Below are 25,219 nucleotides of genomic sequence, written 5' to 3' on the forward strand. Positions count from 1 at the left end.
TTACAATGCGCCTACTACGCGATGAGAAACATACAGCTCCTCGAGGAATTTAATCTCATCCGGTGTTAACGTAACCTCAATTGAGCCAATTATCTCCTCAAGCTGTGCATTGCTCGTTACGCCAATAATCGGAGACGTCACTGGTTCCTTTTGCAACAGCCAAGCAAGAGCAACTTGTACACGAGGAATGCCACGCTTCTCTGCGATTACAGCAACACGATCTGCTACCAACCGATCCACGTCAGCAGATGAGTCATACTTCATTTTTTGCGCTGCGTCGGTTTGTGATCGATGCGTAACCGTATCCCATTCACGGACCAATCGTCCAGATGCGAGCGGGCTGTATGGAATGACACCGATTTTTTCTTCTTTACAAAGCGGCATCATCTCCCTCTCTTCTTCACGATACATGAGGTTGAGGTGATTCTGCATCGCAACAAAGCGCGTCCAGCCGTTCTGCTCAGCGACATGCAGTGCCTTCTGGAATTGCCAAGCATACATGGCAGAAGCCCCGATGTATCTTGCTTTACCTGCTTTAACGACATCATGCAGAGCTTCCATCGTCTCTTCAATCGGTGTATTGTAATCCCAACGATGAATCTGATACAGATCTACATAATCTGTTCCAAGACGTTTAAGACTATTGTCAATTTCAGTCATAATGGCTTTGCGGGAAAGCCCGGCACCATTAGGTCCTTCTTGCATACGGAAGAAAACTTTTGTAGCGATGACGACTTCATCCCGATTAGCGTAATCCTTGAGCGCTCGACCAACAATTTCTTCACTTGCTCCAGTAGAATAAATATTCGCTGTATCAAAGAAATTGATTCCCAGGTCCAAAGCCTTTTTAATAATAGGACGGCTATTCTCTTCATCAAGAATCCACGGATGATTCCATCTATCGACATCACCAAAGCTCATACATCCAAGACATAGTCTGGAAACATCTAACCCCGTATTTCCTAATTTCACATATTCCATATGTATCCCTGCTTTCTGATTGATATTGGTTCATCGTTTTATATTATCTCACTTGGAGTTAACTCCAGGTCAAGTCCTTTTATTGGACGAGTACTTCCTGGCGTCTTATTTTCCAAAAGATAAAGAAGGTCAGGACAGCAATTGCGAGACATACCAAGTTTACATAACGAAACCCGATAAACTGAGCAAGGAAGCCGCCTCCTAGACTCCCCACTAATCGTCCGATGGTGGAGCTGTTAGCATAAAACGTGGTTGCGAGCCCTGGACAATCAGGCAGCATACTTGTAAAATAACTGAGCCCATTACCCATAACAATGGCAACAAACGTCGCCTGCAGGAGCTGTGCCGCTATCAACTGCCAAGATTGACTCGATACACTTAGAATCACATAATATAAAACTGCTATTATGCAGCCGCTGATCATCAGCACTTTGTTCGATATTTTGCGATTCAAAGCCCCAAGTACAATCATAATAGGGATCTCCAGGCCGGCACAAATACTCGCCACTAGCCCAACTTCCGTATGTGATCCCTTCAATTCATTCACAATAAATAATGGCGTATTGATACTGTTAATGGCATTAATAGCAAACAGAAAAATAAAAGCAATAACAGGCGTCCTAATCCCTTTGTTATTAAAAAAGGAGACGTTTTTTAATTTGATTTTCTTCGTATTACTATATACTCGTTTTTGCAGAAACAGGAGTACAAGTGATGCAATAATCAAGTAGATAATAGCTGTCCCCCAGAAAAGCCCCTTGTAATCCAGAGCTCCCAGCAGAATTGCCCCGCCTAATGGTCCAATTAGGAATCCGAGTGAAAACAACGAACGCATGGTAGAGATAGCGAACGTCTTATCATCCGATTTGCTGTCTGATGCCGCTTCATGCGCGCTGGCGTACAGCTGCGGAATGGTAGAAGCCCCCACCCCATTAAATAAAGTAACGATGATGATGAGAACAAAATAATTATGGAACAATAAGTACGAAATGTAAGCTAATGCGGAAGAGACTGTAGCTAGAATTATAATTCTTTTTCGATCCATTCCTCTTTCCGAGCGCCTTGCAATCAGTGAATTGACTATAACACCACTTAAGGAACTAACCGCCATAAATACACCAAAGGCTCCTGTGCTCATCCCCAATACTTCTGTACCGTAAAGGGATAGATACGGTGATGTTATCGATATTCCGGTCCCTAATAGCAGCATACATAGGACAAATAAACGGTAGCCTTTGATCGCAAACAGGTTTTTAATACGGATGTACAAGTGATGTGCCCTCTTTCGATTTTTTTGAGCTTCTCCTATTATGCACCAAATGAAATAGAGAACAATATCCCTATCTTCCCATATGATTGCCTAATCCTCTCACAGCACTTTCTCATTAGGTGAATGTTGCTTTATAATGTAACGAGTAATGAAGTTGTGGAACGGAGTGAATGTATGTCTGAAACCATCGAGCAAAAGCGAAATGAAATTGCCCAGCGAATCAGAAGTTTTTCCGATCAGGACGGCGTTTACGAGACAGCTGTTCCGTCCCTTTATTTTGTTCAACGTTCGACTGTAACGGAGCAGCTCCATAGAATATACAAGCCTGCCTTCTGTTTCTTGGCGCAAGGGAAGAAAGAGTTATTACTGGGACAGGAACGATACGAGTATGGTCCTGCCGACTACCTGATTACCTCTATGAACTTGCCGGTAATTGGCCAGATTGTCGAATCATCCCCCGAAGCGCCGTATCTGAGCTTGAGATTAGACTTCACGCAAAATCAAATCTTAGAGGTAATGAATGACTCCGATCTTCAAATCACCTCAAAAGATAATGCTTCCCGTGCTATGTTCGTCGGCCAGATTGAGTCCTCTTTACTCGATGCCGTCCTTCGACTCGTTCGATTGCTGGAACAACCAGAGGATATTGCTTACCTCGGACCGATCTACACCAAAGAAATTTTATATAAACTGCTGCAAGGGCCAAATGGAGTTGCGCTGGCACAAATTGCCATGGAAGGCAGCAGCACCTATCGAATCAAAGACGCCATCGAGCAAATCATTCAACACTTTGATCAGACCTTACGAATTGAAGAACTTGCAGACGCAGCAAGCATGAGTGTCTCTACTTTTCATAGACATTTCAAAGAGATCACAGCGATGAGTCCCATACAATTTCAGAAAAGGCTGCGTCTACAGGAAGCCCGGCACCTGTTATTAACCGAATTAGCAGATGCTGCTGAAGTGGCGTTCCGAGTCGGCTATGAAAGTGCGTCCCAGTTCAGCCGTGAATATTCCCGTATGTTTGGCTTTCCACCAAGGGAAGATATCAAACGGTTGAAAGCGATATTAGATCAAAGGATTCACGCTTAGATAGCTAAGCGTAAGGGCAAAAAACCTGCATGCCATTAAGGGCATGCAGGTTTTTTGCGATCTATTTAATTCGACCATTCACTTTCATACTCAATATCAACTTGTTTTCCGGTATTTGCGTTAATATAGACCTTTGTAACCTTCTCATAACCTTTTACAGCAATAGAGTACACCAATTTCCCATTACGTTTCATCAATGTTGGATCACCTGTAACTTCCATTTGATCATTAACTTGTTTTAACGCTTCCTCTGGTGTCACTGTTGCTTCCGATTTGGCAATTCGATCTTTATTCAAATAATAGATGCTCGAATCAAAATAGTTCAAGATCCCTTTTGCCATATCAATGGAAACATCCAGGTGTGCGTCCGTATTATGAACCCCTCCAACTTGAGGAACAAAGGTTACATATAGGACAGATCCTTTTGTTGAAGTATGATCGACAACTAGTGGAGCCTCTCCCCAGCCAGTGACGAGAGATTGGGCCAACTGCATGGCCTCGCTCGAAGTAAGCTTGCCATCTTCAAGCTTCTTAGGCTCGTCTTCAGCTGGATAAATACGTAAGATATGCCCGCCTGCAACACTAACTTCAACCTCATAGAACATTTTTTTACCGTTGCCAGACCAGAACTTAAGGCTGTCTCCAAAGTCGGGTGCAGAGCTTCCTCCACTGGACGTAACCTTATTATCACCTGTATCTATCCAAAGCAAATCCATAAATGAGGTTACTTTAGCTTGCAATTGAGATTTAGAGAATCGTTTGTCTGAATGAAACACTGGAGTCTGATCACGAGGCTGATAAGGATGTAATCTGTAAAGGTACTCATTAAACAAAGGTTCCTTATTACCGAATGTGAGGTAAGGTTTTAGTTCTGTTGCTAAAGAGGTTAGGAGTTGACTCAGCTCCTCAGAAGGAACTTCCGTTACATGCGGAGCAAATAACACATCCTTGAACATTTGATGCATCACCGGAATTGTTTTGAGTGTGTAGTTCCGCATTTCCAGCAAGTTCTGACGCTGAACCTCAGATAGTGTATCTGCTTCATCATCTGCTAAGTACCCTAAATAACTCGCTGCTTCTCTCCAAAATGACTCCGCATAATTAAACTGAAAATCACTAAATACAACTGAAGGTGGATTAGACCAGGACGATTTTGTCATATAAGAAGCTGTGTCATAAGCAGATTTCAAATATTTCTTGTAATAGGAAGAAGAATTGGAGGCTAGAACATTGGCCAGTTCACGATCCAACACTTCTGTATACATCATTTGCATATGTAACCATGTCCGTGTATCTTGGAGTTTTTCTTTCTCGTATACGTTCAATTTTTTATGTAACGAATGTCCATGCACCATGATTCCTATCAAACCGATTGCCAATATAATTGAAATAACTTTGTAAATTCTAGCCTGATTCAAGTTTAGTAGTCCCCATTTCTAATAAGCAGTCCCTCCTATTAAACGTTACCTCCGTATAGATGTCATCTACTAAATTATGCTAGTAAAGCTAACCAATCAGCTTGTTCGCATGCTTTTCCAATCGATGAATACACTTAAGTATTCGATTGTTTCTCAGGAGGATCGCATGGCACAACCCAAATCTTCATTTGTAAAAGGTACGTTAGTTCTGTCGGCTGCCGCTTTCATTAACCGGATTCTCGGTTTTATTAGCGGAATGTACATTGCCCGTGCTCTTGGTGCGGAAGGCATTGGTCTGTTAATGATGGCACATCCGCTTGTTCCGTTAGTTATTACCATAACAGAACTTGGACTGCCTGTGGCGATTTCCAAATTAGTGGCCGAGGCGAATGAACAAGGCGACCGCGCGAAAATCAGACGGATTCTGCATATATCACTCGCCATTACTTCCGTATTAAGCGTAACGCTCACAACATTCTCACTGCTTGGCTCTGAATGGATCGCCTCCATCTTACTGAGTGATCAGCGGGCTTATTATGCGATGCTTGCCATTACCCCAATAGCGCCAATTGTTGCCGTCTCGGCGGTACTCAAAGGCTACTTCCGCGGCATGCAGCAGATGAAGGCAATCGCCGCATCCGATGTTCTAGAACATACGGTGCAAATCGCGTGCGTTCTGGCATTAGTCCACCTGCTCCTGCCTTACGGCGTAGCCTATGCAGCTGCAGGCGCTATGGCCGCCTCTGTCGTTAGTGAAATGATCAGCCTTCTCTTCCTCGCGGCTAGTTACAAGCTTTATGGCGAGAAAAAAGAAGCTGGCGAAACGTGGAAAAGCCACATTAAGCATGGAAGAAGTACACTATCCGAGCTGCTTCATCTCGGTTTACCAACGGCTGGTCAAGGTGCGATTCACTCGATATACAGCGCTTTTCAACCGTTACTTATTACAACCAGCCTAGCTCTTGCCGGCATCAGTACGGCCTTAGCAACGAAGCAGTTTGGCCTGCTGGCCGGGTACGCTTTTCCGCTTCTATTTATGCCTAGCTTTATTACGAATTCATTGTCCACAGCACTCGTACCTGCCATCAGCGAAGCTGCAGTCAGTAAGAACAGTTTACTAATCCATGAACGCATGAATCAAGCTATGATTGTTGGGCTTTTAGTAGGCGCTCCGGCTACCGTTATCTTATTCCAATGGGCTACTCCGTTGACCACGATCATTTACAATGCTCCAGATGCCGGTCTGCTGCTTCAAATATTAGCTCCGATGTTTTTCTTTCATTACTTTGATGCACCGCTGCATGCGATTCTGCTTGGACTTGGCCGCACCAATGCTGCGCTCTGGAATTTTGTTATTTCCACTGCCTTTAAGGCAGTCTCGATCTTTGTATTTGGCAGCCAATTCGGAATCGTAGGTGTCGCATTTGGCATCGGGATTGGCATGGTCCTGCAGATGATGCTTAATTTCTTCTCGATATCAAGCTCGATCGGTTTTTATTGGCGGGTAGATCCTTACATCAAGGTTGGATTATGTATGGTCATGATGGCACTCTGCGGACGATGGACTATGCATTACTTTACCTATCAAGGCTGGACGATGGTTTGGAGTACTGTCGCCTCAATTGTCGCATCCATGCTGTTCTATTTCTTCACCCTCATGCTGACTAATACAATTAATTGGAAAAGCTTCCGGCGGGTTATTCCGCTGCCATGAGATTATGACGATTCGTTAAAAAAAGGGGACTGCTCCACTAGTCATCGACTATTGGTGGGCAGTCCCTCTTTTATTACTAACTATTTTACTAGCCTTTCCCCTTCTCCCCCATCCGCTGAGCAAACTGCTGCAGATCCATCCCTTTTAGCGCGCCTTCGATCAGTTCGGGCAATCTGTCTGGCGTACAGCCAAAGCAAGGAATGCCGTATTGGGCAAGCTTCTTCGCCACGGATTCGTCATAGGACGGGACACCGTCATCTGACAGAGCCAGCAGACAAATCGTCTTAACCCCTGACTCGTGCATTTCTCTTAAACGACGAATCATCTCTGTCCGGTTGCCGCCTTCATAGAGGTCAGAGACGAGGATAAAGATGGATTTCTTCGGCTCCGTAATAAATGGCTCGCAATAGATAAGAGATTTGTTGATGTCCGTTCCGCCGCCAAGCTGAATACCAAACAACATATCAACCGGATCGTCTGCACACTGTTCGCTCAAATCCACAACTTCCGTATCGAACGCGACAACTCTCGTATCCAGTGATGGCATACTTGCAAAGATCGAGCCAACTAGTGAAGCGTATATAACGGAGTTAGCCATGGATCCGCTCTGATCAATATCCAGGATAACCGTCCATTCCTTACTCTTACGGGCACGGTCGAAGAAGTATACCTTCTCCGGAATCATCAGTTGACGCTCTCGGTCGTAATGCTTCAAGTTTTTGCGGATCGTTGTGCGGAAGTCCAGACCACTTATTGAAGGAAGTGGCGAGTGCTGTCTGCGGTTGAGTGCGCCTATCACGGCCCGGGTAAGATCTTGCTCAAGCCGTTTCATAATGTCATCAACCACTTCACGAACGAGCGCTCTTGCCGTCTCTTTTGTACGCTCTGGAATTTGTCCGCGCAGCGTCATCAAGGTGGCAACCATTCCAATATCAGGCTTCACCTGAGACAGCAGCTCCGGCTCAAATAACAGCTGGGTTAACCCTTTCCGTTCCACTGCGTCTGCTTGAATGACGGATACAATATCCGGTGGGAAAAAGGTTCTTACATCGCCAAGCCACTTGGCTAGTTTTGGTGACGATGATCCAAGTCCAGCTGAGCGTGCTTTTGATCGACTTCCAGCACCATTTCCTCCAAGATCTGCGCCTGTGCCGCCATCCGGCGTTCCATCATAAATAGCTGCCAGCGCTTCATCCATCAGCAGGTCCTCATCGCTTAACTGAAATCCACTTGCTGGACCACCAGCACCTTGTAAATTTTGCTCAGCAGCTGCTCCCAATATAAGTCTCCAACGTCTGATCTGATCCTGATCGCTTGTCGTCATAGGCTATAAATCTCCAAAGTCGAAGTCATTAAGTTCATCCAGCTGCTCCTTCTCTTCTTCGTTAAGCGGTTGCTGCAGCGCTGAGCCAGTATCCTCAGCGCCAGTGCCCCATAGATCACCTAACAGTTCCGCAATCGCCGCTTTCTCCCGAGGCTCGAACCCGCCGAATGCCCGGCGGAGAAAAACGAGCGACCGTTTGAACGGCTCCGCTTCGAGCGATTGAACATAAGCGTCAAGCTGCCGCCATAAGTAGTCTCTGGATAACAGGGCATATCGGTTTCGCATGGACATTCCTTCAAACCAGCCAGAGCCGATATCTGCCGGAATGCCGGGCGACAGCCGCCGCGACACTTCCCTTGCGCAGTCTTCTTCGCCAGCTTCATTCCGCTCCAGAACAATCGAGAAAGCGTAGCCTGACAGCTTCGCATTGCGGTCGTCGCGCTCCGCGAGTTCCTTCAGCTTAGTCATCCATAACTGACCATCCAACTCCTGGTGATGCTCGCCAGCCGCGGCATCCATCGCATGAATGGCCGTAAGCATTCCAGCCGCGGCATCGTCGTTACAGCCTGCGGCATCCTGCAGCATAAGGGTTCCACGCAAAAACAATTGCTGCATGATAGGTACCAGTGTTTCCGTCTCGATTCTCCGGATCGAACCGTATTGTAACAGAACGGACAACTCATGAACGGTTTCCGCAATCTGCTCGAAGCTGCCAGCATCAACTGCTAGAGCTTGAAGGGAGCTGGTTGCCTGCCCCATTACTTGCGGAAGACCACATTCGCAGGACTTGCGGATCAGCTTGGCCGCGTCCGCGATATTGCTGCATGCGAGCAGCTCCTCATGAATGACATAAGCGGCTGCAAGCTCCACGGTTTCCCCTTTTAAGGTCGACTCTACGGTCTCAATCTCAGCTTCCGGTGACCATTGCAGTACCCAATGCTCTGCCCAAGTAGCATCAGTCTGGCTGACACGCTGCTTACGGGCGAACCGAATGCCCAGCGCCTCCAAACGATGTAGAAATACAGAACGATTCAAATCCAGATAAGCGGCTTCTTCGGATTTCACTCGCCTGTTCTCCCGAAGATCGAGTTCCAATCCTGCTGCAACTAGCGTCTTATACTTTTCCAGCTTGAGCCTTTTAAGCTCACGGTTCAAATCATCCTGAACAGGGGTTTGACTGACTCCTTCAGGGAGACTTCCGATCGTGGTACCGATATCCACTCTAGCAAGTGACTCTGCAACGACCGAAAATTCTCCAAATCCAAAGAGTACCGTTGCCGCATCCCGCAGATCCTTCCATGTTGGCTGTAGACCATCATGCATGGAAGCGAGCGCATCGGCTAGTCTAACGGCTTCAATGACAGATGCGGTTGAACGCCAGGTTCCCTGCTCACGCATTTGAGCAGCAACCGAGGACAAGTATAGGGCTGGCAATTCATCCATCTTCCCTTGCTTCATGCATTGCCACAGCAAAGTGAAATAAGCAGGAGCCTGATTGCCGGCTCCATAACCAGAGTGCGATGACAATTTATAATAGGAATAAGGCATTAGTGTCATTTTAGCAGGTACACGTGGCAGCTTCTTCAGCTCAGCATCTGTCATCGCAGGAAGCGCTAGGGAAAGCGCTGATGTGTGATGAGCACCGCTCACGACAACAATCCGGTCAGGCTTATGCCCGGCGGTAATTGTCTCCTGGATTTTTCTCCGCATGTAAGCTTCGCGTATTTCGTTATATGCATAAGCATTAGGCGTCAGTCGCTGCTCATCGCCTTCCGTTAAGGCTCTCATCTCTTCTGCATAATGCCTAATATCGCTGCGATACGTATCCGGCTGTAAATGATGCTCGAAATGCCTCTCCCAATAAGCTTCATAGTCCGGTTCCCCGGATAACTCGGCTATCCGAGAGTATAGGTCGACAGACCGTTCTGGCTGCTCCTGGCTGCTCTCATCATTGACAGGTTTCCAGTCATATTTCACGTCAGCGAGCGCAAGCGAGACTTCAGTCGGCAAATCGATAAACTCCGCTTGGCAATCATTCCATCTGGCCCATTGCAGCGCCTGATATTCCGGTGAATATTCGGCAAACGGATACAATAGCGTGCGAACGGGCAGCCGATCGGTATAAGCAAGCATCGCAACCGGCGGAACAACACCTCGAGCTGTCAGCTGTTCTGCCAATATACCTGCGTCACTAGGACCTTCAATTAATACGGCTGTGGGCTTTACCTCCTGAAGGAGGGCGAGAAGATGATAAGAACCGGCAGGAGACAAATGCCTTACGCCAAAATAATGGGGTCCATCACTCAACCGTTCATCTCCGTGCAAGCGTTGTATAGGCTTCGCCATGACGCCCCCCGTTTTTTCATAATATTGTCGAGATATTCCTTCCACACCTGCTGGTCCTTCGTATCATCCTTAACGATCGCTCCCTGCAGGCCAGCCGCAATATCATCATCAGATAGTTCACCCGTGCCAAAGCTTCCGGCAAGTGCCATACTGCCTGTCAGGAGGGAGATGGCTTCGGCCGTGGATATGACGCCGCTTGGTGATTTGACCTTCTCTTTGCCATCCAGCGTCAAACCATTCCGCAGCTCACGGAAAATCGTAACAACCTTGCGAATTGACTCGTCATCCGGCTGTGAAGAACGAAGTTCATAGCTGGCAGATATTTCGCTGACACGGCGGCGAACAATATCAATCTCCGTATCGAGGCTTGATGGAGCCGGAAGCACAAGAATGTTGAACCGGCGTTTTAATGCAGCAGACATTTCATTAACTCCACGGTCACGTGTATTGGCCGTAGCTATAATCGAGAATCCGCGCTCAGCCGGCACTTCGCGTCCCAGCTCTGGGATTGAGATCGTCTTCTCGGACAAAATGGAGATCAGCGCATCCTGCACCTCGGAAGCGCAACGCGAGATTTCCTCGAATCGCGCAATACCGCCGCCCTCCATGGCACGAAGAATTGGACTGCGAATCAGCGCTTGATCGGAAGGCCCCTGCGCTAAGAGAAGTGCATAGTTCCAGGAATAACGGACATGCTCTTCGCTTGTGCCAGCAGTACCCTGGACAACCTTGGACGAATCACCGTGAATAGCTGCGGTTAGATTCTCAGACAGCCAAGATTTTGCTGTACCTGGTTCCCCAATCAAGAGTAGAGCACGATCTGTGAGTAAAGTGGCAATAGCCATCTCCACCAGTCGTTTGTTCCCGATATATTTTGGAGTAATGACCGTCTTACCTGCCTCTCCTCCAGTGATAAATGTAAACACTGCTTTAGGCGATAACTGCCAGCCAGTTGGTTTGACATTATCCTTATCAGCTGCTTTTAGTGCTTCAAGCTCGTGTGAATACAACTGTTCTGCAGGCAATCTTAATACATTTTGTTTTTGATCCATGCCCATACTCCTTTTCCACTCTCCCCTGCCGGTTCGTCAGGCAATGCTTCCATCGCCTCAACGATTTCCAGCAATTCATTTTTAACTGCTGCATAAGTGAGCACTTCTGTGAATGCGCGCAGGCGCGGTATATAGCTTTTGGGCATCGATGAGAAGAGCAGCTTCATCCGCCAATCGATGTAATAAAAGCTGCGTGAAGACTTATTTTCCAAGATACTCATGAACAACTCACTTGCCTCTTTATAACCGATTCGGAATAAGGTGAGCAGTACATTTTGCGTTCGATAATCATTCACCCGTGAGCCGTCTTTCAACTTAGACAACAGATAAGTCGTTACCTCACGATCCTCTTTATGAGTGAACATGCATACAAGCTCGGTCAGATCCTGCGCGGCTAACGTTTTCGCCCACCGAGGATCCCAAGCATCAACAGGTACAGCCGCCGCACTATCATAATCTTCATCCGCTAGTTGACCGTGTGCCACTTCCTGCAAGGCAGCCTGAAGGAGCTTTGCCGAAGCTGACCGCCCCTTGATCGCATCAGCATAACGATCGTAAAGCTCAGCCTTTGACAATTGCCTATATGCAGCGCGGAAGCTGTAACCGATAAATTTTCCTTTATAAGCTGAGTGCAGACCAATTGTAAACCGATCAGCAGGCTCTGCATTCAACTCTAGAAGCAGCTCTGCAGCTAACTCTTGCACTGCCTCGGATTCCGCTGTAATAAATTCGTCTGTCGCTAGAAGCTTGCCAAGTAAAGGGAAAGCCTCATTCGAGAGTGCATGACCATTCCCGTTCAAGCAACGGAGATTAATATGCAGCTGCTGAAGCGCATTACTCTTGTCCTTGCCCTCACTATTCAAATAACGGTCAAACTGTATATCGGCGTGATCAATTATCCGTTTATGAAGATCAAGTGCCTTGCACTTTCGTATTGGATCAACAACCAGTTCAGCATCCTTGGACGTTACAGCCTCGAATAACCGGTCCTGACTTGGCAGAGAGTCCAATTGGGATAAAGCAAAATAGGCAGCCTCGCGGACTTCCTTTCTTTTCTCACGGCTTTGCTCGAGCAGAAATGGTTCTTGCCCGTCATATCCACTCAGCAGTCCAATTGCTGCCACTTTAAGGTCTGGCGATCCTGAAGAACCTGCTTCCAGAACGAGCTCGAGCGACTCTTCCCCCAAGCTGCTGTGAAGAAGCTGCAGACGTCTCGCATCTCCCTTTCCACCTTGCAGATCAAGCTGGTTTCTTAGAACGGGTACGGCTGCCGAGCCAAATTCGGGAATTAGCTTTTGCTGCAAAAAATCAGGAATTTCCGCATACACGTCATCAAGTGCACGGCAAATTGCAGGCAGCGCTCGCAGGTCGAGGTAGCTCCTGTCTTCATAAGCTTGCCTGAGCTGCTCCAGCCTGCCGGAGCCTTTGGTCGTTAAAGCTTCGAGCAGCGGATGTAATCTTCGGTAGGTAATGTCTGTCGTTAAACCAAGACCAAGACCCTTCAAAGGCTGCTGCTCACCAGAAACATCTGTTTTTCCCTGCGTATATAAAATGGCGCTAAGAAGTGTTGCAAGCTCCAGAAGCTTTGAAGCACTTTCTATGCGAGGTGCCGTTAAGAGACCTTCTGCTGAATCAGCCAAACGATTAAAGACCGGCGCTGCTTCTCCGGCTTTTCGCAAGGGTGGGAGAAGCTTCGACAGCCGCAAATCCCCTTCTGCCAAGGCACTTCCGGCAACGAACAACCGGCGGACCTCCTGCTGCAAGTCTAGTAATACATTTACGCTCATGCTGGGCCTCCCTCTAATACAACAGCCGAATAATTCGGCTATCTGTGATGATACTCATTGGCTGCGCTGTCAGTCGACCGCTGTCCACATCATGGCGGAACATTACAAGAGCAGCTTGGTCCTGCAAATCATCTGCTTGAAGCAGCGGTAAGATCGTCTCCACTTTAGCAGGTGTTTCTATCATTTCTGTGTTTATAGGAAGCGGTTTGCCCTGCACATCCTTAAATACAAAGCTGTCTCCCACTTTCACTAGGGAGTGAAAAGCGATGAGCATAACGGGATTCCGGTCAGCGAGTGGATTTTTGATTACATTCTTCACCTGTTTGACCACATCCGGGAACGAAGCTGTCGCGAATGCTTTCGCTGCTTTATAATCCAGGCCGCTTGCATCGCGGAACGTACCTTTTTCCCAGCGAACTCTAGCATTTACTTCGCCTGGATATTGAAAGAGTTCCTCGGTTTGAACAACCGCATGGACGGTGTCTTCCTCTTTAATCGCCTTCGCCGCCCGGAAAGGACGCAGATTGCGGGTCGCATGGATGGTACCATCCTGCAGATTAATCCACCATCCGGCATCCACATATTCTCCTTTTGCCTGATCGGTATAGGATAAGAACGAAAGCTGTAACAGCTCTGACGACTGTCTAGTGCAGCCATATTCTTTGAGCTCAGCTAGCTGCCAAGCGTGTCCAAGAAGCTCCTCAAGCGTTGTCTCGGTATCCATCGGCAAATCCGGATTAGCAATTCGCTGCTCCAAATAGCTTCTACCCTTTTTCACCAGAGAATGAAGACGGATCAACTGCTCAATCGCCTGTGAATAGACAGCTTCCCGGTTACCTTCCTCTTCCAAAAGCAAGAGCAGCCCTTTCAACTCGGCTTGCACACCTGGAATATAATAATTGCCCAGTTCCTTCGCTTGTTCCTCGATAAGCTGAACAGACTTTTTATTTAAGCCTCCAAGTCCAGCCTGCACCGTTTGAAGGATCAGCTTCTCTAATAGACTTAGACCTTCCAGCTGAGCATTCATTTTCTTCGTTAAGGCCGACTTATTAACCTTTCGTTTAACAGGAGCTGCTCCATTTGCTTCAGCAGTTTCGGCCTCTTTCTTCTTCTCTTCTCGTTTCTCCGCCTTTTCCCGCTTCTCAGCGATATCCGGTGGAATCTCCGCCTGCTCGAATGGCTTGCCAAGCGCATAGGCGTACATCAAGCCAAGCGTGTGTTTGCAAGGGAATTGCCTGCTTGGACAAGAACAGCGTGACAGGGGACTATCTGGTTGAACAAAATCAACTGAACAGCGGTACGGCTCCTTGCCGCTGCCCTTGCATTCCCCAAACAGCAAAGTTCCGTCCGCCGTAATGCGAAGTACAGGGAAGCTGTTCTTTTTGACCAGATCCCGGCCATTCTTCATTGCTCCTGCATTAGGAGCCAAACTATCAATGTAAGCTTCCGATAATGACGTCATAATCTACCTCTCTGTCTGTAAGGAGTTATATTAATTTCAACAAAATAAGAGTTATCTCCTGTTAGAGGAAATCAACAATTATTGTATGAGGAAGGTGATTCAAACATGTTCGATAATTCGTCTGCTTAAAGGCAACAAAAAAAGAGCCCACTTAAAAATATGGGGCTCCAAATAGCTATGTAATTTGATACTTATATTTTAACTTCCAAAATTCATGTTTTCATTATACATTCTGCTATAGAAATCAATTTCACTTCGGAGATTCGTAATCATCTCTGCAGCTGGATATTGATAAAGGGGTAAAAAGTTAGACTTATTTTCAGGGTTACAAAGGGAAATTAATAAATCACTTGCCATATCGTAAGAGAATTTATTAAGAACATATTTCATCTCAAGCACAGCAATATTCTCACGATTAGTCATTTGTTGATTGATTAGAGCCGAATAGATTCCCTTCAACTCAATCAAGTTCTGTTTAATATGGGACTGTGCCTCTTCCAATAGACTCATATGCTGTGATGGTGAAAGGGTATAAACCTTATTACCAATAATGTGATAGATCAAATCAAATACCGTGTTTTGAGATTCAGCTAGAAAAGCGATACTTTTCATGAGGTTCCCCATATAATCTGCTTCAGCGGAAAAACGTTTTCTTTTTGTTATTAATAATTCTTGTAACCTACTTTGATAAATATGTTTTTCTTCGCTACAAGCTAGCTGAAATATGGTATTTGAAATGTCAGAATCCATTTCACCAGGCAAAATAGTCAACCCCTCTAATTAATTATAGGCCCGAAGACCCATTAATAATCATACTAAGTATCCCAATATAATACAATATAAATATTATTAGGGATATAAATTTGTGTTCGAATAAAAAAAGGAGCCCATTAGGCTCCTTTTTTTATTACTTTTTCACAAATTCCTGTCCATCCCAACGAAACAGATCCTCAACATTTTTGCCAATTGCATTATCGTAATAAGATTTCTTAAATGTGGTTGCATCCACCTTTTCCAAATGGGTCGAGTATCTCGAATCGCTTGCCCCTATGAACATTTCGTTCATACCGCGAACCTTTAGCTCTTTAATCTCATTGTTTGCTGTCAAGGTAAACAGCTTATAATAATTCCCGTTGCTGGTCCCGTATTGACCGATAGTAAAATCTAAATTCCCATCTCCGTTGTAATCATCGAATGCAAGCTCAAATTTTGAATTAAATAGCAAGGCTTCTGTGAAAAAATCATTTAGTCTTGCTTCAGTAATTGTATTGCCACTATCGTCTCGTAAAACAATCTGAAATTCTCCAGTTAAGCTTGTCCCCATCAATGGTCCAAGAGACCAATCCTCCGAATAGGTTCCGCTCAACATCTCTACGTCTAGAAAATACGGCTTATGCTGCCATTCATGTATATCATTCCGCGATATCGTCATTGCTCCTGTAACCTTGATGGGCTCGACAGGCAACGCAGTATCCACTGATGGAAATGTATTCTCATCATCAATCTGAATATCCGTAGCGAATAAGTTCGAATGACCAAAAACACCCGTTTGATCCGTAGTAAGCATGAATCTCCATTCTCTCTTAAACTCATTTGGATACGTGGTCAACGACTGCACATGCTCCATTTGATACCTTTGCTCCAAGGCATTCTCCAGCCTCATTTTAAATCCGGCTAAAGCACCAATGTAGAGAACAGAAATGATAACCCCAGCCCATACCATCCTCTTCCCATTTCGAAACCAAACACCAATAATCAGGGCAAGAATCAGTGGGAACAGGACGATAACATCATCACGCTGAACGATACTGAACTCATATTCATGCTCAATGATCGGATACAGGAACGCTACTCCATTGCCTATGTAATCTATAAAGAGATGGGTACTCACGCAAATAGAAAAGATCAGCCATAGCTGCATGAGTGAACTCTCTCTCTGAAAAATCCGATAGATAACGGCAAAGAGCAGACCAGCTAGAGGCATCAGTATTACAGAGTGAAAGAAAATATCTCCGAAAAACTTCGTAAAATCAGGAAATAATCCTGCAACCCCGCCAATGAGCAGCAGCCAACATCGCTTTAAGAAAGATTCCGGCACTTTCCAGCAAAGCACATATACTGCGCTTGCACCAGCTGTTAGATGAATTAGACTATGTAACAATAATTCCAATGTTCTCCCCCATTATCACGAGTATATTCCTTTATATGTAAACGAGGAAGATTGTCGAAATGTTGCGGAGTACTGCTTGCGTCACTGGGAAGGATTTTCACCGCGGGAATACCGCAAGAAGGCTCAGATTTATTAAAATAATAAAGCCACTATCCAGCTTGTCGGCCTGGTTAGCGGCTTTTTTCGGTTAGATGATTTCTTTTCGTTTGGATAAATAAATATAGAGGATAAGTCCAGATACTGCACATAACGCCGCGCATAGACCGATAAAGCCATAACCCGCTTGAAGTCCACGAAGCAGACCGATCTCGGTATCTTCACCAACCATATGTTTCACAACTTCAATAACTCCTCCGATGAGATAGTTACCAATTACGCTGCCGAGTCCCATTAAAGTAACCGTGAAGGTGATAGCTGTGTCGCTTTCTTTCGGATATCGCTTGGCGATGAACGCCATTACGGTCGGATATATCATAGCAATCCCAATACCGGATGCAGCAAAGAGGAACGCTGTTCGCTCGCCTCCAGCAATTGCCGCAAAGGTACAGATTGCAGAGAATGCGGAGAATATGATTAGCGATAATACGAATCCGATTTTATCAGTCAGCGGACCAAGCACAAGTCGCGCAATCGCAAAGCATAAGAAGAATATGGATAACATCCCCGAAGCATTAACGGTATCCCAGTCATAAGCTTTCTCCAGGAAGTTGACCAGCCACCCTCCAACTGCTAATTCGGATACAACACCAAATGTTAGAACAAGAATCATTAACCACAACACTTTGTCTTTCAGCAATGTATTTAGCGGGATTCGTTCTTCATGTGAAAAATCATCACCAGGAAACTTACTGAGTAAGGCAAAGACTATAGGGATCACAGACAATAACAGCATAACGAGATACATGCCACGCCAATCGAGGGTATGCCCACCGATCGTAACCTTCATCAGACCAGTTGCAATAAGCGGGGCAATGGTGGAACTAAGGCCATAAAAGCCATGCGTCATATTCATCATCGTTCCTGTATTTCTCACAAAGATTCTTGCACTTAGAATGGCTAAACCGATCTCCAGCATCCCGTTCCCGATATACATAAAGAAATAGGAAGCGGAAAACATCGTGTAATAATGGGAGAAGAAAATAAGAACTCCCGAACCCGCCATTGAAGCAAATGCAGTAACCGTCACCCACTTAATTCCCCATATTCTAGTTAGATACGCGGTAAAGGAACACGCAATTAAATAGCCTAGGGCATTCAAGGATAATAAGGTGCCAAGCTGTGATTCATCTAGCATAAAGTCATACTGAATACGTGGGATGGCCGGTCCTTTAATATTTTCCGAGAATCCAAAAATAATAAACCCAATAAAGATGGTGGCCAGCTGCATCATGTAAATCTTGTTGATCTTGCTTTTTGTATTTTCCACTTTAAGTGTGCTCCCAACTCGTTATCTTCTTTAATCATCCTACAGTCGGTAGGACAAGCTTTCTAAGGTTGCTGTCACCATACCTTTCATATATTCCTTGTGTATGTTGTTCTGCAGCATAAGCTGTGGCATATGCTCCTCCGGAATACTCTTTAAGCAGCCCTTATAGAGCTTTTCCAGCTGTGATTCACGAGGCAAATCGCCGGTAATCGCAATGGAAACCGGATTAATGATGGCAATGATCGAGGTTAATGTCTGAACAGCCAGCTGGATAAAGCCCTCATCCGTATGCAGTTGTTGCAACTGCTCTTCTCGAGTCATACCAAATGGCAAAAAGGAGACCTCGCCGGCAAACGTTGTATTACCGGTAATAATCCGTCCATCTACGATAAAGCCTGCACCAGGAAAATGGTTCCGAGGAAAGGTAACAACAGCAAACGTTTTTTCCTCTTCAAAATCTTGAAGATGATAGAAGCCATATACCGTCATATTCATATCGTTTTCTATTGTAATAGGGATCTCATATTTATCTTCCAAATATGGCCCTAGCTCCTGTCCGGCTAGATCCGGAACATCACATACGCCGATAACACCTTGATGGACAACACCAGGTATTCCAATTCCAATGGCCTGAACATTCTCATTGCCACTGATCATGGTCTCAATGAAGCGGTCGATCGTCTTCACGTCAATAGGCGGAAGTTCAACGGTGGATTCATGGACCGTGTCACCGATCAGATTCACGATGCTGCTGCTGATGGAGTGTATACCTCCTTCTGTTTTGACAAGCAGACAGATCACGCAGCCGAAATCCTCATTATACCTATATTGCTTCGCTGGCCTCCCTCCATTTGGCTTATCTGAGTCCAATTCAATCACTTCGCCTATAGCTAGAAGCTCATTCAGAATCGTGCCGCATGTGGCTACGCTAAGCTTAGTTAGATTGGCAATCGAAGCTTTGGTTCCAACTCCTTGTGCTTTTAAAACATTCTTAACGAGCTCAACATTCATTTTTTTGATATGAACCGTGTTATGTGTGTGAGAAGACATGTTCCGACTCCTTTATTACGACACTTTTTAAAACTATTTTAATAAGTGGAGTATACGGTTCCATTAGCCATAAGTCAACATGAAAAAAGCCGCGTGGCCGCGGCTTTTCGTTTGCTTACTATTTACTCTGTTCCAATTGTAACACCAAGCTCTTTCAGTCTGCGCCTGTAGGCGATGCTGACGCGATCACATTTGAGATGCAGCTCCGCCTGCAGATCAAGTGGCAGCAGCTCTGGCTTTTGCTCCTCAACAATTCGCTTATCCTGTTCAAGTAAAGTGTTCTGGAAGTCGATAAAGACTTGATCCGGTACATCAGGTGCGTAATTGCGAAGCTGCAGCATAAACGCCGTACAAGTCTTCCCCGTCTCCGGCAGCACGATCAAGAACAGATGGAATATTTCATCCGAGCCTTCACTACGTTTAACCAGCTTCACGCAGCATGGGGTGTAAATCTCATAAATATACCGATTGTCGACGCCTACACCACGGCCATCCGGGTCCGGCTGATACACAACAATTTCGTCTGTGATAAGCACTCCATCTACATCGCTCACGCTGTAGTCATTAATTTCGGCAAATGCACTGTCACCCAGCAATCCTTCATGTACAAACATCAAGTGGGAGACATCCAGGAAATTCTCGACCACGCGAGGCGCTGACGCCGTTACCGGATAAGGCCCCATCCAGATTGGCAGCAGCTTCTCATCCACTTTTCCTTTTAGCGGCGGGAATTCCTCCCTTGGTTCACCGAGACACACCCACACAAATCCGTGCTGCTCTTGGCATAAGTAGGTATGTGTTTTCGCTTTTAGTGGTATCGCTTGGGAAGCAGGCAGGGATGGAATACAGACACACCGGCCATCGCCATCATAACGCCAGCCGTGATAGGCGCAGACGATCTCATCATTCTCCACTCGCCCAAGCGACAACGGAACACCGCGATGGATACAAAGATCTTTCATCGCCCGAATCCCTTGTTTGGTGCGGAATAAGACAACCTTTTCCCCAATTACAACAACCTGTTTAGGGATATCTGTAATATCGGCTGCGATAGCAACCGGATGCCATTCATGAAGTAGTACAGGATCATTAAGTATCATGCCAGTCACCACTCTTCCCTTATCGTTATTGATTTCACTTAGATGAAATTGAATGATTGCTTTACTGAGGAATCGTGCCTTCAATCCCTTTTACGAACCAGTTCATGTTCAAAATCTCATCAACTGTCATCGCTTTGCCTTTTGCTACTTTTTCCGCACCGGTCTGATCGGCAATTGGTCCGTTAAAGACATCAAATTTGCCATCCAAGATTTCTGTTTTCTTCGCTTGAACCAAATCTTGTACATCCTGCGGAACGTTTTTACCAAATGGCGCGATGTCTGTAATGCCGTCCTTCATAGAACCAAAATAACTTTCCGTCTTCCAAGTGCCATCCATGATCGCCTTCACCGTCTGTACATAATAAGGACCCCAATTCCACTTCGGATTCGAAATGTAATTGTCTGGTGCATACTTGCTCATATCCGAATCATTCCCGATACCCCATACGCCGCGTTCGGCAGCAGCTTGAATGCTGGCTGGCGAATCTTGATAAGCAGCAAGCACGTCTACACCTTTATCCAGCAAGCTTGTTGCTGCTTGACGTTCAGCCGTTGGGTCAAACCATGTATTGCTCCATACTACATCTACCTTCGCTTCTGGATTAACACTTTGTACACCTAGAGTAAATGCGTTAATCGTATAGATAACTTCTGGAATCGGATAAGCACCAACATAGCCCAGATGATTGTTTTTCGTCATTTTGCCTGCTGCCATGCCAACGAGATAAGCACTTTCATATTCCTTGCCCAGATAAGTGCCGAGATTATCCAAAGTCTTATATCCACTCGCGTGAAGGAACTTCACATCGGGATGCTTCTGTGCCACAGCATACATGGCATCCATATAACCAAAGCTAGTGCCAAAAATAATATCATTATTCTCGGCAAGTTCTTCAAATACGCGTTCAGCGTCTGCTCCTTCAGGAACATTCTCCACTGTAGTTGCGGTAATGCCAAGCTCTTTTTCCATCATCTTACGTCCTTGATCATGCTCGTAAGTCCAGCCCCCATCACCTGGTACACCTAGGTAGACGAATGCAACGCGCGGCTTTTTCGATTCTGCTGCTCCCGTTTCTGCTGAATTGGTGTTCGTTGTTTCCTTTGAGCATGCAGCAGTGAAGACAAGCAGAGCTGCCGCAACAACCATCATGAGCTTCTTCATACGAGACCCTCCCCTATTTGCCGAACCCTATCTTTCGAAAAGCTTAGAGAAAATATAGGTCATTGTTAGTTCTACGTCAATATTACTGACATTAAATATAGAGTAGTCACTAAAAAGAAGAGATTCATTTGTGCATGATGCACATTAACTGAAATTGCATGTCAGATTAACTGTCGGAAATTAAAAAAGCTGCGGCGAATGGCCTACAGCTTCATTACTCTATATTGTTTTTCTAGTCTTCCAATAGCTCGGGGGAGATTTGATGAAGGTGATGCTTCATATGCTCCAAATAATCGTTAATGAGCCATTCCAAAGTATGCTGTTCTCCACTTGTAAGCCTTATTTGTTTAGCTCTAATCAGATCCTCTGACATTGCCGTAATGACTCGTAACAGAGCACTATTTAAACTTGCCCAAAAGGTGATGATCTCATCTACAGATGCATCCGCATACCGCTGAGCTTCTACCCATTTATCTTGGTTGTACGGGGTTATGGCCAAGGGCTCTGAAGTGTACTGAGCTTGAATCATTCTTGTCAGATTATTTATAGCCGAATCACAGAGATGACCAAGAATTTGAAGGTTTGACCATTTTCCAATGGCATGTGGGGTTACCATCCTTTCTTCAGGCCATGCTTTTAGCTTATCTGGTATTGCCTTGATCAGCTTTTCAAGATGCGCAACAACATTCGTCACCAACAATCACTCCCTTTACCTTTTCTCTTATCTTAACACCCAACCAAACCTGGCATTATGGGGAGAAATCGATAAGAGCCATCAATCGTTTTGATAACGCAAAGTAAATACAAGTGCCCATTCCGTCTTCTTAATGATTCGGAAGTAAGCTCTGCTGTGGACATGTTGTTACCGCTCGAAGCCTGCACACCAAAGGCATACACAGGTTCATCGGCTGCAAACGACGTCTTCTCATTATGCTGAAGCAGTCCCTGCATAGTCAGCTTGCTATTCCAAGGAATCGTTGTTGTTGCAAGACTTGAATTTCCTTTATCATGAACAACATTCACTTTAATTAGTCTTATTTCATCATTCCCCTCGATTGGAACTGTATCAACCGACATAATAACTTCGACTTCACCACTGCTCGGATTTTCCTCTGAACTGTAAAATAGTTGACCAATTGAACCCTTCGTCGCTGCCTTCTTTCCATTCTCCCAAACGTCCAGATCCAACCATACGTTTGGCTGGCTTCCTTCATAAGACAATTTGAAAGCCACTGACATCGAACCAAGGAATGGCTTGAAAATCGCAGCATCTCCTGCAAATAAATCAACAGGGGTTAACGTTATTTTGTTTTCTTTCGCTTTAGTAGTGTCTTCAGTCACTTTGTTCTCATCAGAAGTTCCCGGTTTATTGTTAGTCACTATTTGATTACTTTCATTAGTACACCCAGATATGACGAGTAAAATGATGATCATACCCATTGTTAGCCGCATTGTTAGTAAGCTCCTTTCAAGACAATCGTTTATTAGGAAATTCTACCATATTATTTAATTACTAAATAGAATGAAATGACAATTGAATAAGTTCTAAAGGGCGTAAGATCCTGCTGGGGTCTTATACTGTGCTCATTATGCGAAACTAATAATCTCGAAGGTCCAATAAGACCCCACGAGGGTCTTACGTAGTAGTAGTTATGTGAATTTAGTGATCATAAGACCCTGCGAGGGTCTTATCGCTGCTCCGTCCAGGTGATATTCGAAAAAAAAGAGCTATACCATCGTCATTTTAATGACTAAAGGTATAGCCCTATTGGAGTTTATTACCGTTTGCTTCTTTCCGCAGCCTCAACAGTATGCTTCAACAACATCGCAATAGTCACTGGCCCTACTCCAGCAGGAACTGGAGTGATAGCAGATACATGAGGAGTGCATGCCTCAAAGTCAACATCCCCCACATTGCCTGGATTATAACCGGCATCCAGTACGACAGCACCGGGCTTAATCCAATCGCCTTGAACAAATTTAGGCTTACCTACGGCGGCGACAACAATATCAGCAGTTCGGACATGTTGTTCCAAATTGTTCGTTTTGGAATGGCATGTTGTTACTGTCGCATCTTTGTTCAACAGCATAGCTGAGACTGGTTTTCCTAAAATCGGGCTTCGGCCGATTACGACGGCATGCTTGCCAGCCACAGGCAGCTCGTAGTACGCCAGGATTTCCATAATTGCTGCTGGTGTACAGGAAGGGAATGCCGCGATGCCAAACGCATTTTGAGCAAAGCCTTGCATCGTCACTCCGTCTACATCTTTATCTATGGAAATAGCTTCAAAGGAAGCTCGCTCGTCGATGTGATGTGGGACCGGATGCTGCAAAAGTAAACCATGAACGGATTGATCATCATTTAACTGCATAATCGCTTGTATCAATTGTTCAGTAGTTGTTTCTTCAGGAAGTTCGATCCGAATAGATCGGATACCGACCCGTGAGCATGCATTACCTTTCATTCGGACATACGTTGCTGAGGCAGGATCTTCTCCAACAAGAATCGTTGCCAGACATGGGACGATATCTCTCTCATTGAGCTTGGATACACGGCCTACTAATTGGTTCTTAATATCTGTGGCAACTCGGTTTCCGTCAAGCAATAATGGACTTGATTTCATTAGCTGTCATCCTCTCCACTTGTTATAGAAAAACAGAAAGAGGCAAGGAGAAATCTCCTTACCTCTGCCCAGGCGAACGGCCATATGAAGTATGTGCTCCACCGTGGTACTCCACGTCTCGCCAGTTACACATACTGAACGTTTGATTTCATTTTGCCAGAAACTATTCCGTAGTTCAATAGCTAGCTGTAATTCTTATGTCATTTTGAATAATCGTAGATGTCGACAACTTCTCCATGCTCTATATCTTCTTTAAACAAAAATGCAATGATCTGTTTCGCCGTTTCCTCAGGTGTAGTTAGCATTCCTGATTCCATGACCTGCTTAAACAACTCTACTGTCGGGAGCATAGCTCGATCCATGCTTCTAGCTTCACTTTGCAAGCTGGTGTCAATCATACCTGGCCAGATGGACACAATCTTAACTGGAGCATTTGAGTTATTTTGTTCAAGTGCTACACATTGGGTGAAAACATCTAATCCAGCCTTAGCCGCAGAGTACAAACTCATCCCTGGATGAAGATTTTTTGCAGATGCAGAAGAGATATTAAGAACCCTCTTCTCTACGGACAGTTCCCTTGTATGTTTAATAAAAAAGGATGTTAGAAGGATTGGGGCGATCAGATTCACCTGTATATTACGTGTTATTTCACTGATATCTGCTGCATCTATTGGGGCCACTGGCGCGATCATAGAAGCGTTATTTATGAGATAAAGCCCTTCTACTTGGGACAGATCAATTTGACTGAATATCCTCTCCATTAAGGTTTCAATCGCATCCGTTTGCCCTAGATCGAACTCATAATAAGCCATATTCTCGCTGTTGCTTATTAGAGTTGTATTCCTCTCTCGAGAGACACAATGTAGAAAATGACCTGATGATTGCAGTTGATAAGCGATGGCTTCCCCAATTCCTCTAGAAGTCCCTGTTATAATGAAGTGTTTCATCGTTGCTCCTTTCATTATTGCATCAACCAAGATATGAGGAATAACAGTGCACCAAGGATTAAGACTGCATAGAAGAAATACGCAAACCAACGCAGAACCTTAGGCATACTGTTTAAATCTGTTCTTTGGGCAGGAACACCCATTATTTTCTGATAGTGATCGGTCACATCATTAAATGAAGTTACCGTAGCGGCTGTTTTTTCCTCGACAGGCTGCCCCTTCACTTTTTTATTCAAGTTTTCTAACCCCCTAGTATGAAACGATGTCATTTCGTAACATCATTTTTTAAGCCTC

At 45.2% G+C, this 25,219-nt stretch carries 21 protein-coding genes and 1 riboswitch; of the genes, 2 read left to right on the forward strand and 19 right to left on the reverse strand.

Translation table 11 applies throughout. The features are described from left to right. Both AC0YNT_RS16100 and AC0YNT_RS16105 read right to left on the reverse strand, forming a co-directional pair. Complete coding sequence (locus AC0YNT_RS16100; protein ID WP_475805529.1) at positions 1-981, reverse strand: aldo/keto reductase; 981 nt, start codon at positions 979-981, stop codon at positions 1-3. 79 nt (positions 982-1,060) lie between these two features. Next, positions 1,061-2,251 carry a sugar efflux transporter gene (locus tag AC0YNT_RS16105; protein ID WP_475805530.1) on the reverse strand — a complete coding sequence of 397 codons (1,191 nt, stop codon included), beginning with the start codon at positions 2,249-2,251 and terminating at the stop codon, positions 1,061-1,063. A gap of 174 nt (positions 2,252-2,425) precedes the next feature. Between AC0YNT_RS16105 and AC0YNT_RS16110 the strand changes: the two genes are divergently transcribed. Further along, on the forward strand, positions 2,426-3,343 hold the full coding sequence (locus tag AC0YNT_RS16110; RefSeq protein WP_475805531.1) for an AraC family transcriptional regulator: 918 nt from the start codon (positions 2,426-2,428) through the stop codon (positions 3,341-3,343). A 65-nt stretch (positions 3,344-3,408) separates the two neighbouring features. Here AC0YNT_RS16110 and AC0YNT_RS16115 read toward each other — a convergent pair whose 3' ends face one another. After that, complete coding sequence (locus AC0YNT_RS16115) at positions 3,409-4,761, reverse strand: PepSY domain-containing protein (RefSeq protein ID WP_475805532.1); 1,353 nt, start codon at positions 4,759-4,761, stop codon at positions 3,409-3,411. Positions 4,762-4,927: 166 nt separating this feature from the next. Between AC0YNT_RS16115 and spoVB the strand changes: the two genes are divergently transcribed. After that, complete coding sequence (spoVB, locus tag AC0YNT_RS16120; RefSeq protein ID WP_475805533.1) at positions 4,928-6,475, forward strand: stage V sporulation protein B; 1,548 nt, start codon at positions 4,928-4,930, stop codon at positions 6,473-6,475. 88 nt (positions 6,476-6,563) lie between these two features. Here spoVB and AC0YNT_RS16125 read toward each other — a convergent pair whose 3' ends face one another. The 16 genes from AC0YNT_RS16125 to AC0YNT_RS16200 all read right to left on the reverse strand — a co-directional run bounded on the left by AC0YNT_RS16125 (position 6,564) and on the right by AC0YNT_RS16200 (position 25,161). Further along, the gene (locus AC0YNT_RS16125; RefSeq protein ID WP_475805534.1) at positions 6,564-7,799 is read right to left on the reverse strand and encodes a VWA domain-containing protein; all 1,236 of its coding nucleotides are present in this window, start codon (positions 7,797-7,799) and stop codon (positions 6,564-6,566) included. A gap of 3 nt (positions 7,800-7,802) precedes the next feature. Then, positions 7,803-10,145, reverse strand: coding sequence for a DUF5682 family protein (locus AC0YNT_RS16130; protein ID WP_475805535.1), 2,343 nt, complete (start codon positions 10,143-10,145; stop codon positions 7,803-7,805). Next, positions 10,103-11,197: an ATP-binding protein gene (locus AC0YNT_RS16135; RefSeq protein WP_475805536.1), complete on the reverse strand. Its 1,095-nt coding sequence runs from the start codon at positions 11,195-11,197 to the stop codon at positions 10,103-10,105. Before AC0YNT_RS16135 ends, AC0YNT_RS16130 begins: the two co-directional genes overlap by 43 nt. Continuing rightward, positions 11,173-12,984 carry a hypothetical protein gene (locus tag AC0YNT_RS16140; RefSeq protein ID WP_475805537.1) on the reverse strand — a complete coding sequence of 604 codons (1,812 nt, stop codon included), beginning with the start codon at positions 12,982-12,984 and terminating at the stop codon, positions 11,173-11,175. Before AC0YNT_RS16140 ends, AC0YNT_RS16135 begins: the two co-directional genes overlap by 25 nt. 13 nt (positions 12,985-12,997) lie before the next feature. Then, on the reverse strand, positions 12,998-14,446 hold the full coding sequence (locus tag AC0YNT_RS16145) for an SWIM zinc finger family protein (RefSeq protein WP_475805538.1): 1,449 nt from the start codon (positions 14,444-14,446) through the stop codon (positions 12,998-13,000). A gap of 198 nt (positions 14,447-14,644) precedes the next feature. Further along, the gene (locus AC0YNT_RS16150; protein WP_475805539.1) at positions 14,645-15,208 is read right to left on the reverse strand and encodes a hypothetical protein; all 564 of its coding nucleotides are present in this window, start codon (positions 15,206-15,208) and stop codon (positions 14,645-14,647) included. Between the two features lie 145 nt (positions 15,209-15,353). Then, positions 15,354-16,616 (reverse strand): metal-dependent hydrolase, encoded by a 1,263-nt coding sequence (locus AC0YNT_RS16155; RefSeq protein WP_475805540.1) that lies wholly within the window; start codon positions 16,614-16,616, stop codon positions 15,354-15,356. A gap of 187 nt (positions 16,617-16,803) precedes the next feature. Then, positions 16,804-18,006: an MFS transporter gene (locus AC0YNT_RS16160; protein WP_475805720.1), complete on the reverse strand. Its 1,203-nt coding sequence runs from the start codon at positions 18,004-18,006 to the stop codon at positions 16,804-16,806. Between the two features lie 75 nt (positions 18,007-18,081). Further along, complete coding sequence (locus tag AC0YNT_RS16165; RefSeq protein ID WP_475805541.1) at positions 18,082-19,092, reverse strand: ROK family protein; 1,011 nt, start codon at positions 19,090-19,092, stop codon at positions 18,082-18,084. Between the two features lie 122 nt (positions 19,093-19,214). Then, positions 19,215-20,192, reverse strand: a complete 978-nt coding sequence (locus AC0YNT_RS16170) for an aromatic ring-hydroxylating dioxygenase subunit alpha (protein WP_475805542.1) — start codon at positions 20,190-20,192, stop codon at positions 19,215-19,217. 61 nt (positions 20,193-20,253) lie between these two features. Beyond that, on the reverse strand, positions 20,254-21,354 hold the full coding sequence (locus AC0YNT_RS16175) for a BMP family ABC transporter substrate-binding protein (RefSeq protein ID WP_475805543.1): 1,101 nt from the start codon (positions 21,352-21,354) through the stop codon (positions 20,254-20,256). Positions 21,355-21,586: 232 nt separating this feature from the next. Then, positions 21,587-22,048, reverse strand: a complete 462-nt coding sequence (locus AC0YNT_RS16180) for a DinB family protein (protein ID WP_475805544.1) — start codon at positions 22,046-22,048, stop codon at positions 21,587-21,589. A gap of 32 nt (positions 22,049-22,080) precedes the next feature. Beyond that, entirely contained in the window at positions 22,081-22,806 is a 726-nt protein-coding gene (locus AC0YNT_RS16185; protein WP_475805545.1) for a hypothetical protein, read from the reverse strand. Between the two features lie 326 nt (positions 22,807-23,132). Beyond that, positions 23,133-23,978, reverse strand: coding sequence for a bifunctional 5,10-methylenetetrahydrofolate dehydrogenase/5,10-methenyltetrahydrofolate cyclohydrolase (locus AC0YNT_RS16190; RefSeq protein WP_475805546.1), 846 nt, complete (start codon positions 23,976-23,978; stop codon positions 23,133-23,135). Between the two features lie 59 nt (positions 23,979-24,037). Further along, a riboswitch (ZMP/ZTP riboswitch) is annotated at positions 24,038-24,117 on the reverse strand. A 61-nt stretch (positions 24,118-24,178) separates the two neighbouring features. Further along, positions 24,179-24,940: a (S)-benzoin forming benzil reductase gene (locus AC0YNT_RS16195; protein WP_475805547.1), complete on the reverse strand. Its 762-nt coding sequence runs from the start codon at positions 24,938-24,940 to the stop codon at positions 24,179-24,181. Beyond that, positions 24,940-25,161 (reverse strand): hypothetical protein, encoded by a 222-nt coding sequence (locus AC0YNT_RS16200; RefSeq protein ID WP_475805548.1) that lies wholly within the window; start codon positions 25,159-25,161, stop codon positions 24,940-24,942. The genes AC0YNT_RS16195 and AC0YNT_RS16200 overlap by 1 nt, the downstream gene beginning before the upstream one ends. Positions 25,162-25,219: the final 58 nt, after the last annotated feature.

This window comes from Paenibacillus sp. J22R56 (assembly GCF_056269375.1).

What these genes read in the sequence shown, in the direction of transcription:
- AC0YNT_RS16195 (WP_475805547.1), bottom strand. Translation starts at nt 24,940, where the DNA reads ATGAAAGGAGCAACGATGAAACACTTCATTATAACAGGGACTTCTAGA.
- AC0YNT_RS16125 (WP_475805534.1), bottom strand. Translation starts at nt 7,799, where the DNA reads ATGACGACAAGCGATCAGGATCAGATCAGACGTTGGAGACTTATATTG.
- AC0YNT_RS16130 (WP_475805535.1), bottom strand. Translation starts at nt 10,145, where the DNA reads ATGGCGAAGCCTATACAACGCTTGCACGGAGATGAACGGTTGAGTGAT.
- AC0YNT_RS16185 (WP_475805545.1), bottom strand. Translation starts at nt 22,806, where the DNA reads ATGCGGCTAACAATGGGTATGATCATCATTTTACTCGTCATATCTGGG.
- AC0YNT_RS16170 (WP_475805542.1), bottom strand. Translation starts at nt 20,192, where the DNA reads ATGATACTTAATGATCCTGTACTACTTCATGAATGGCATCCGGTTGCT.
- AC0YNT_RS16190 (WP_475805546.1), bottom strand. Translation starts at nt 23,978, where the DNA reads ATGAAATCAAGTCCATTATTGCTTGACGGAAACCGAGTTGCCACAGAT.
- AC0YNT_RS16100 (WP_475805529.1), bottom strand. Translation starts at nt 981, where the DNA reads ATGGAATATGTGAAATTAGGAAATACGGGGTTAGATGTTTCCAGACTA.
- spoVB (WP_475805533.1), top strand. Translation starts at nt 4,928, where the DNA reads ATGGCACAACCCAAATCTTCATTTGTAAAAGGTACGTTAGTTCTGTCG.
- AC0YNT_RS16175 (WP_475805543.1), bottom strand. Translation starts at nt 21,354, where the DNA reads ATGAAGAAGCTCATGATGGTTGTTGCGGCAGCTCTGCTTGTCTTCACT.
- AC0YNT_RS16135 (WP_475805536.1), bottom strand. Translation starts at nt 11,197, where the DNA reads ATGGATCAAAAACAAAATGTATTAAGATTGCCTGCAGAACAGTTGTAT.
- AC0YNT_RS16160 (WP_475805720.1), bottom strand. Translation starts at nt 18,006, where the DNA reads ATGATGCAGCTGGCCACCATCTTTATTGGGTTTATTATTTTTGGATTC.
- AC0YNT_RS16110 (WP_475805531.1), top strand. Translation starts at nt 2,426, where the DNA reads ATGTCTGAAACCATCGAGCAAAAGCGAAATGAAATTGCCCAGCGAATC.
- AC0YNT_RS16145 (WP_475805538.1), bottom strand. Translation starts at nt 14,446, where the DNA reads ATGACGTCATTATCGGAAGCTTACATTGATAGTTTGGCTCCTAATGCA.
- AC0YNT_RS16140 (WP_475805537.1), bottom strand. Translation starts at nt 12,984, where the DNA reads ATGAGCGTAAATGTATTACTAGACTTGCAGCAGGAGGTCCGCCGGTTG.
- AC0YNT_RS16165 (WP_475805541.1), bottom strand. Translation starts at nt 19,092, where the DNA reads ATGTCTTCTCACACACATAACACGGTTCATATCAAAAAAATGAATGTT.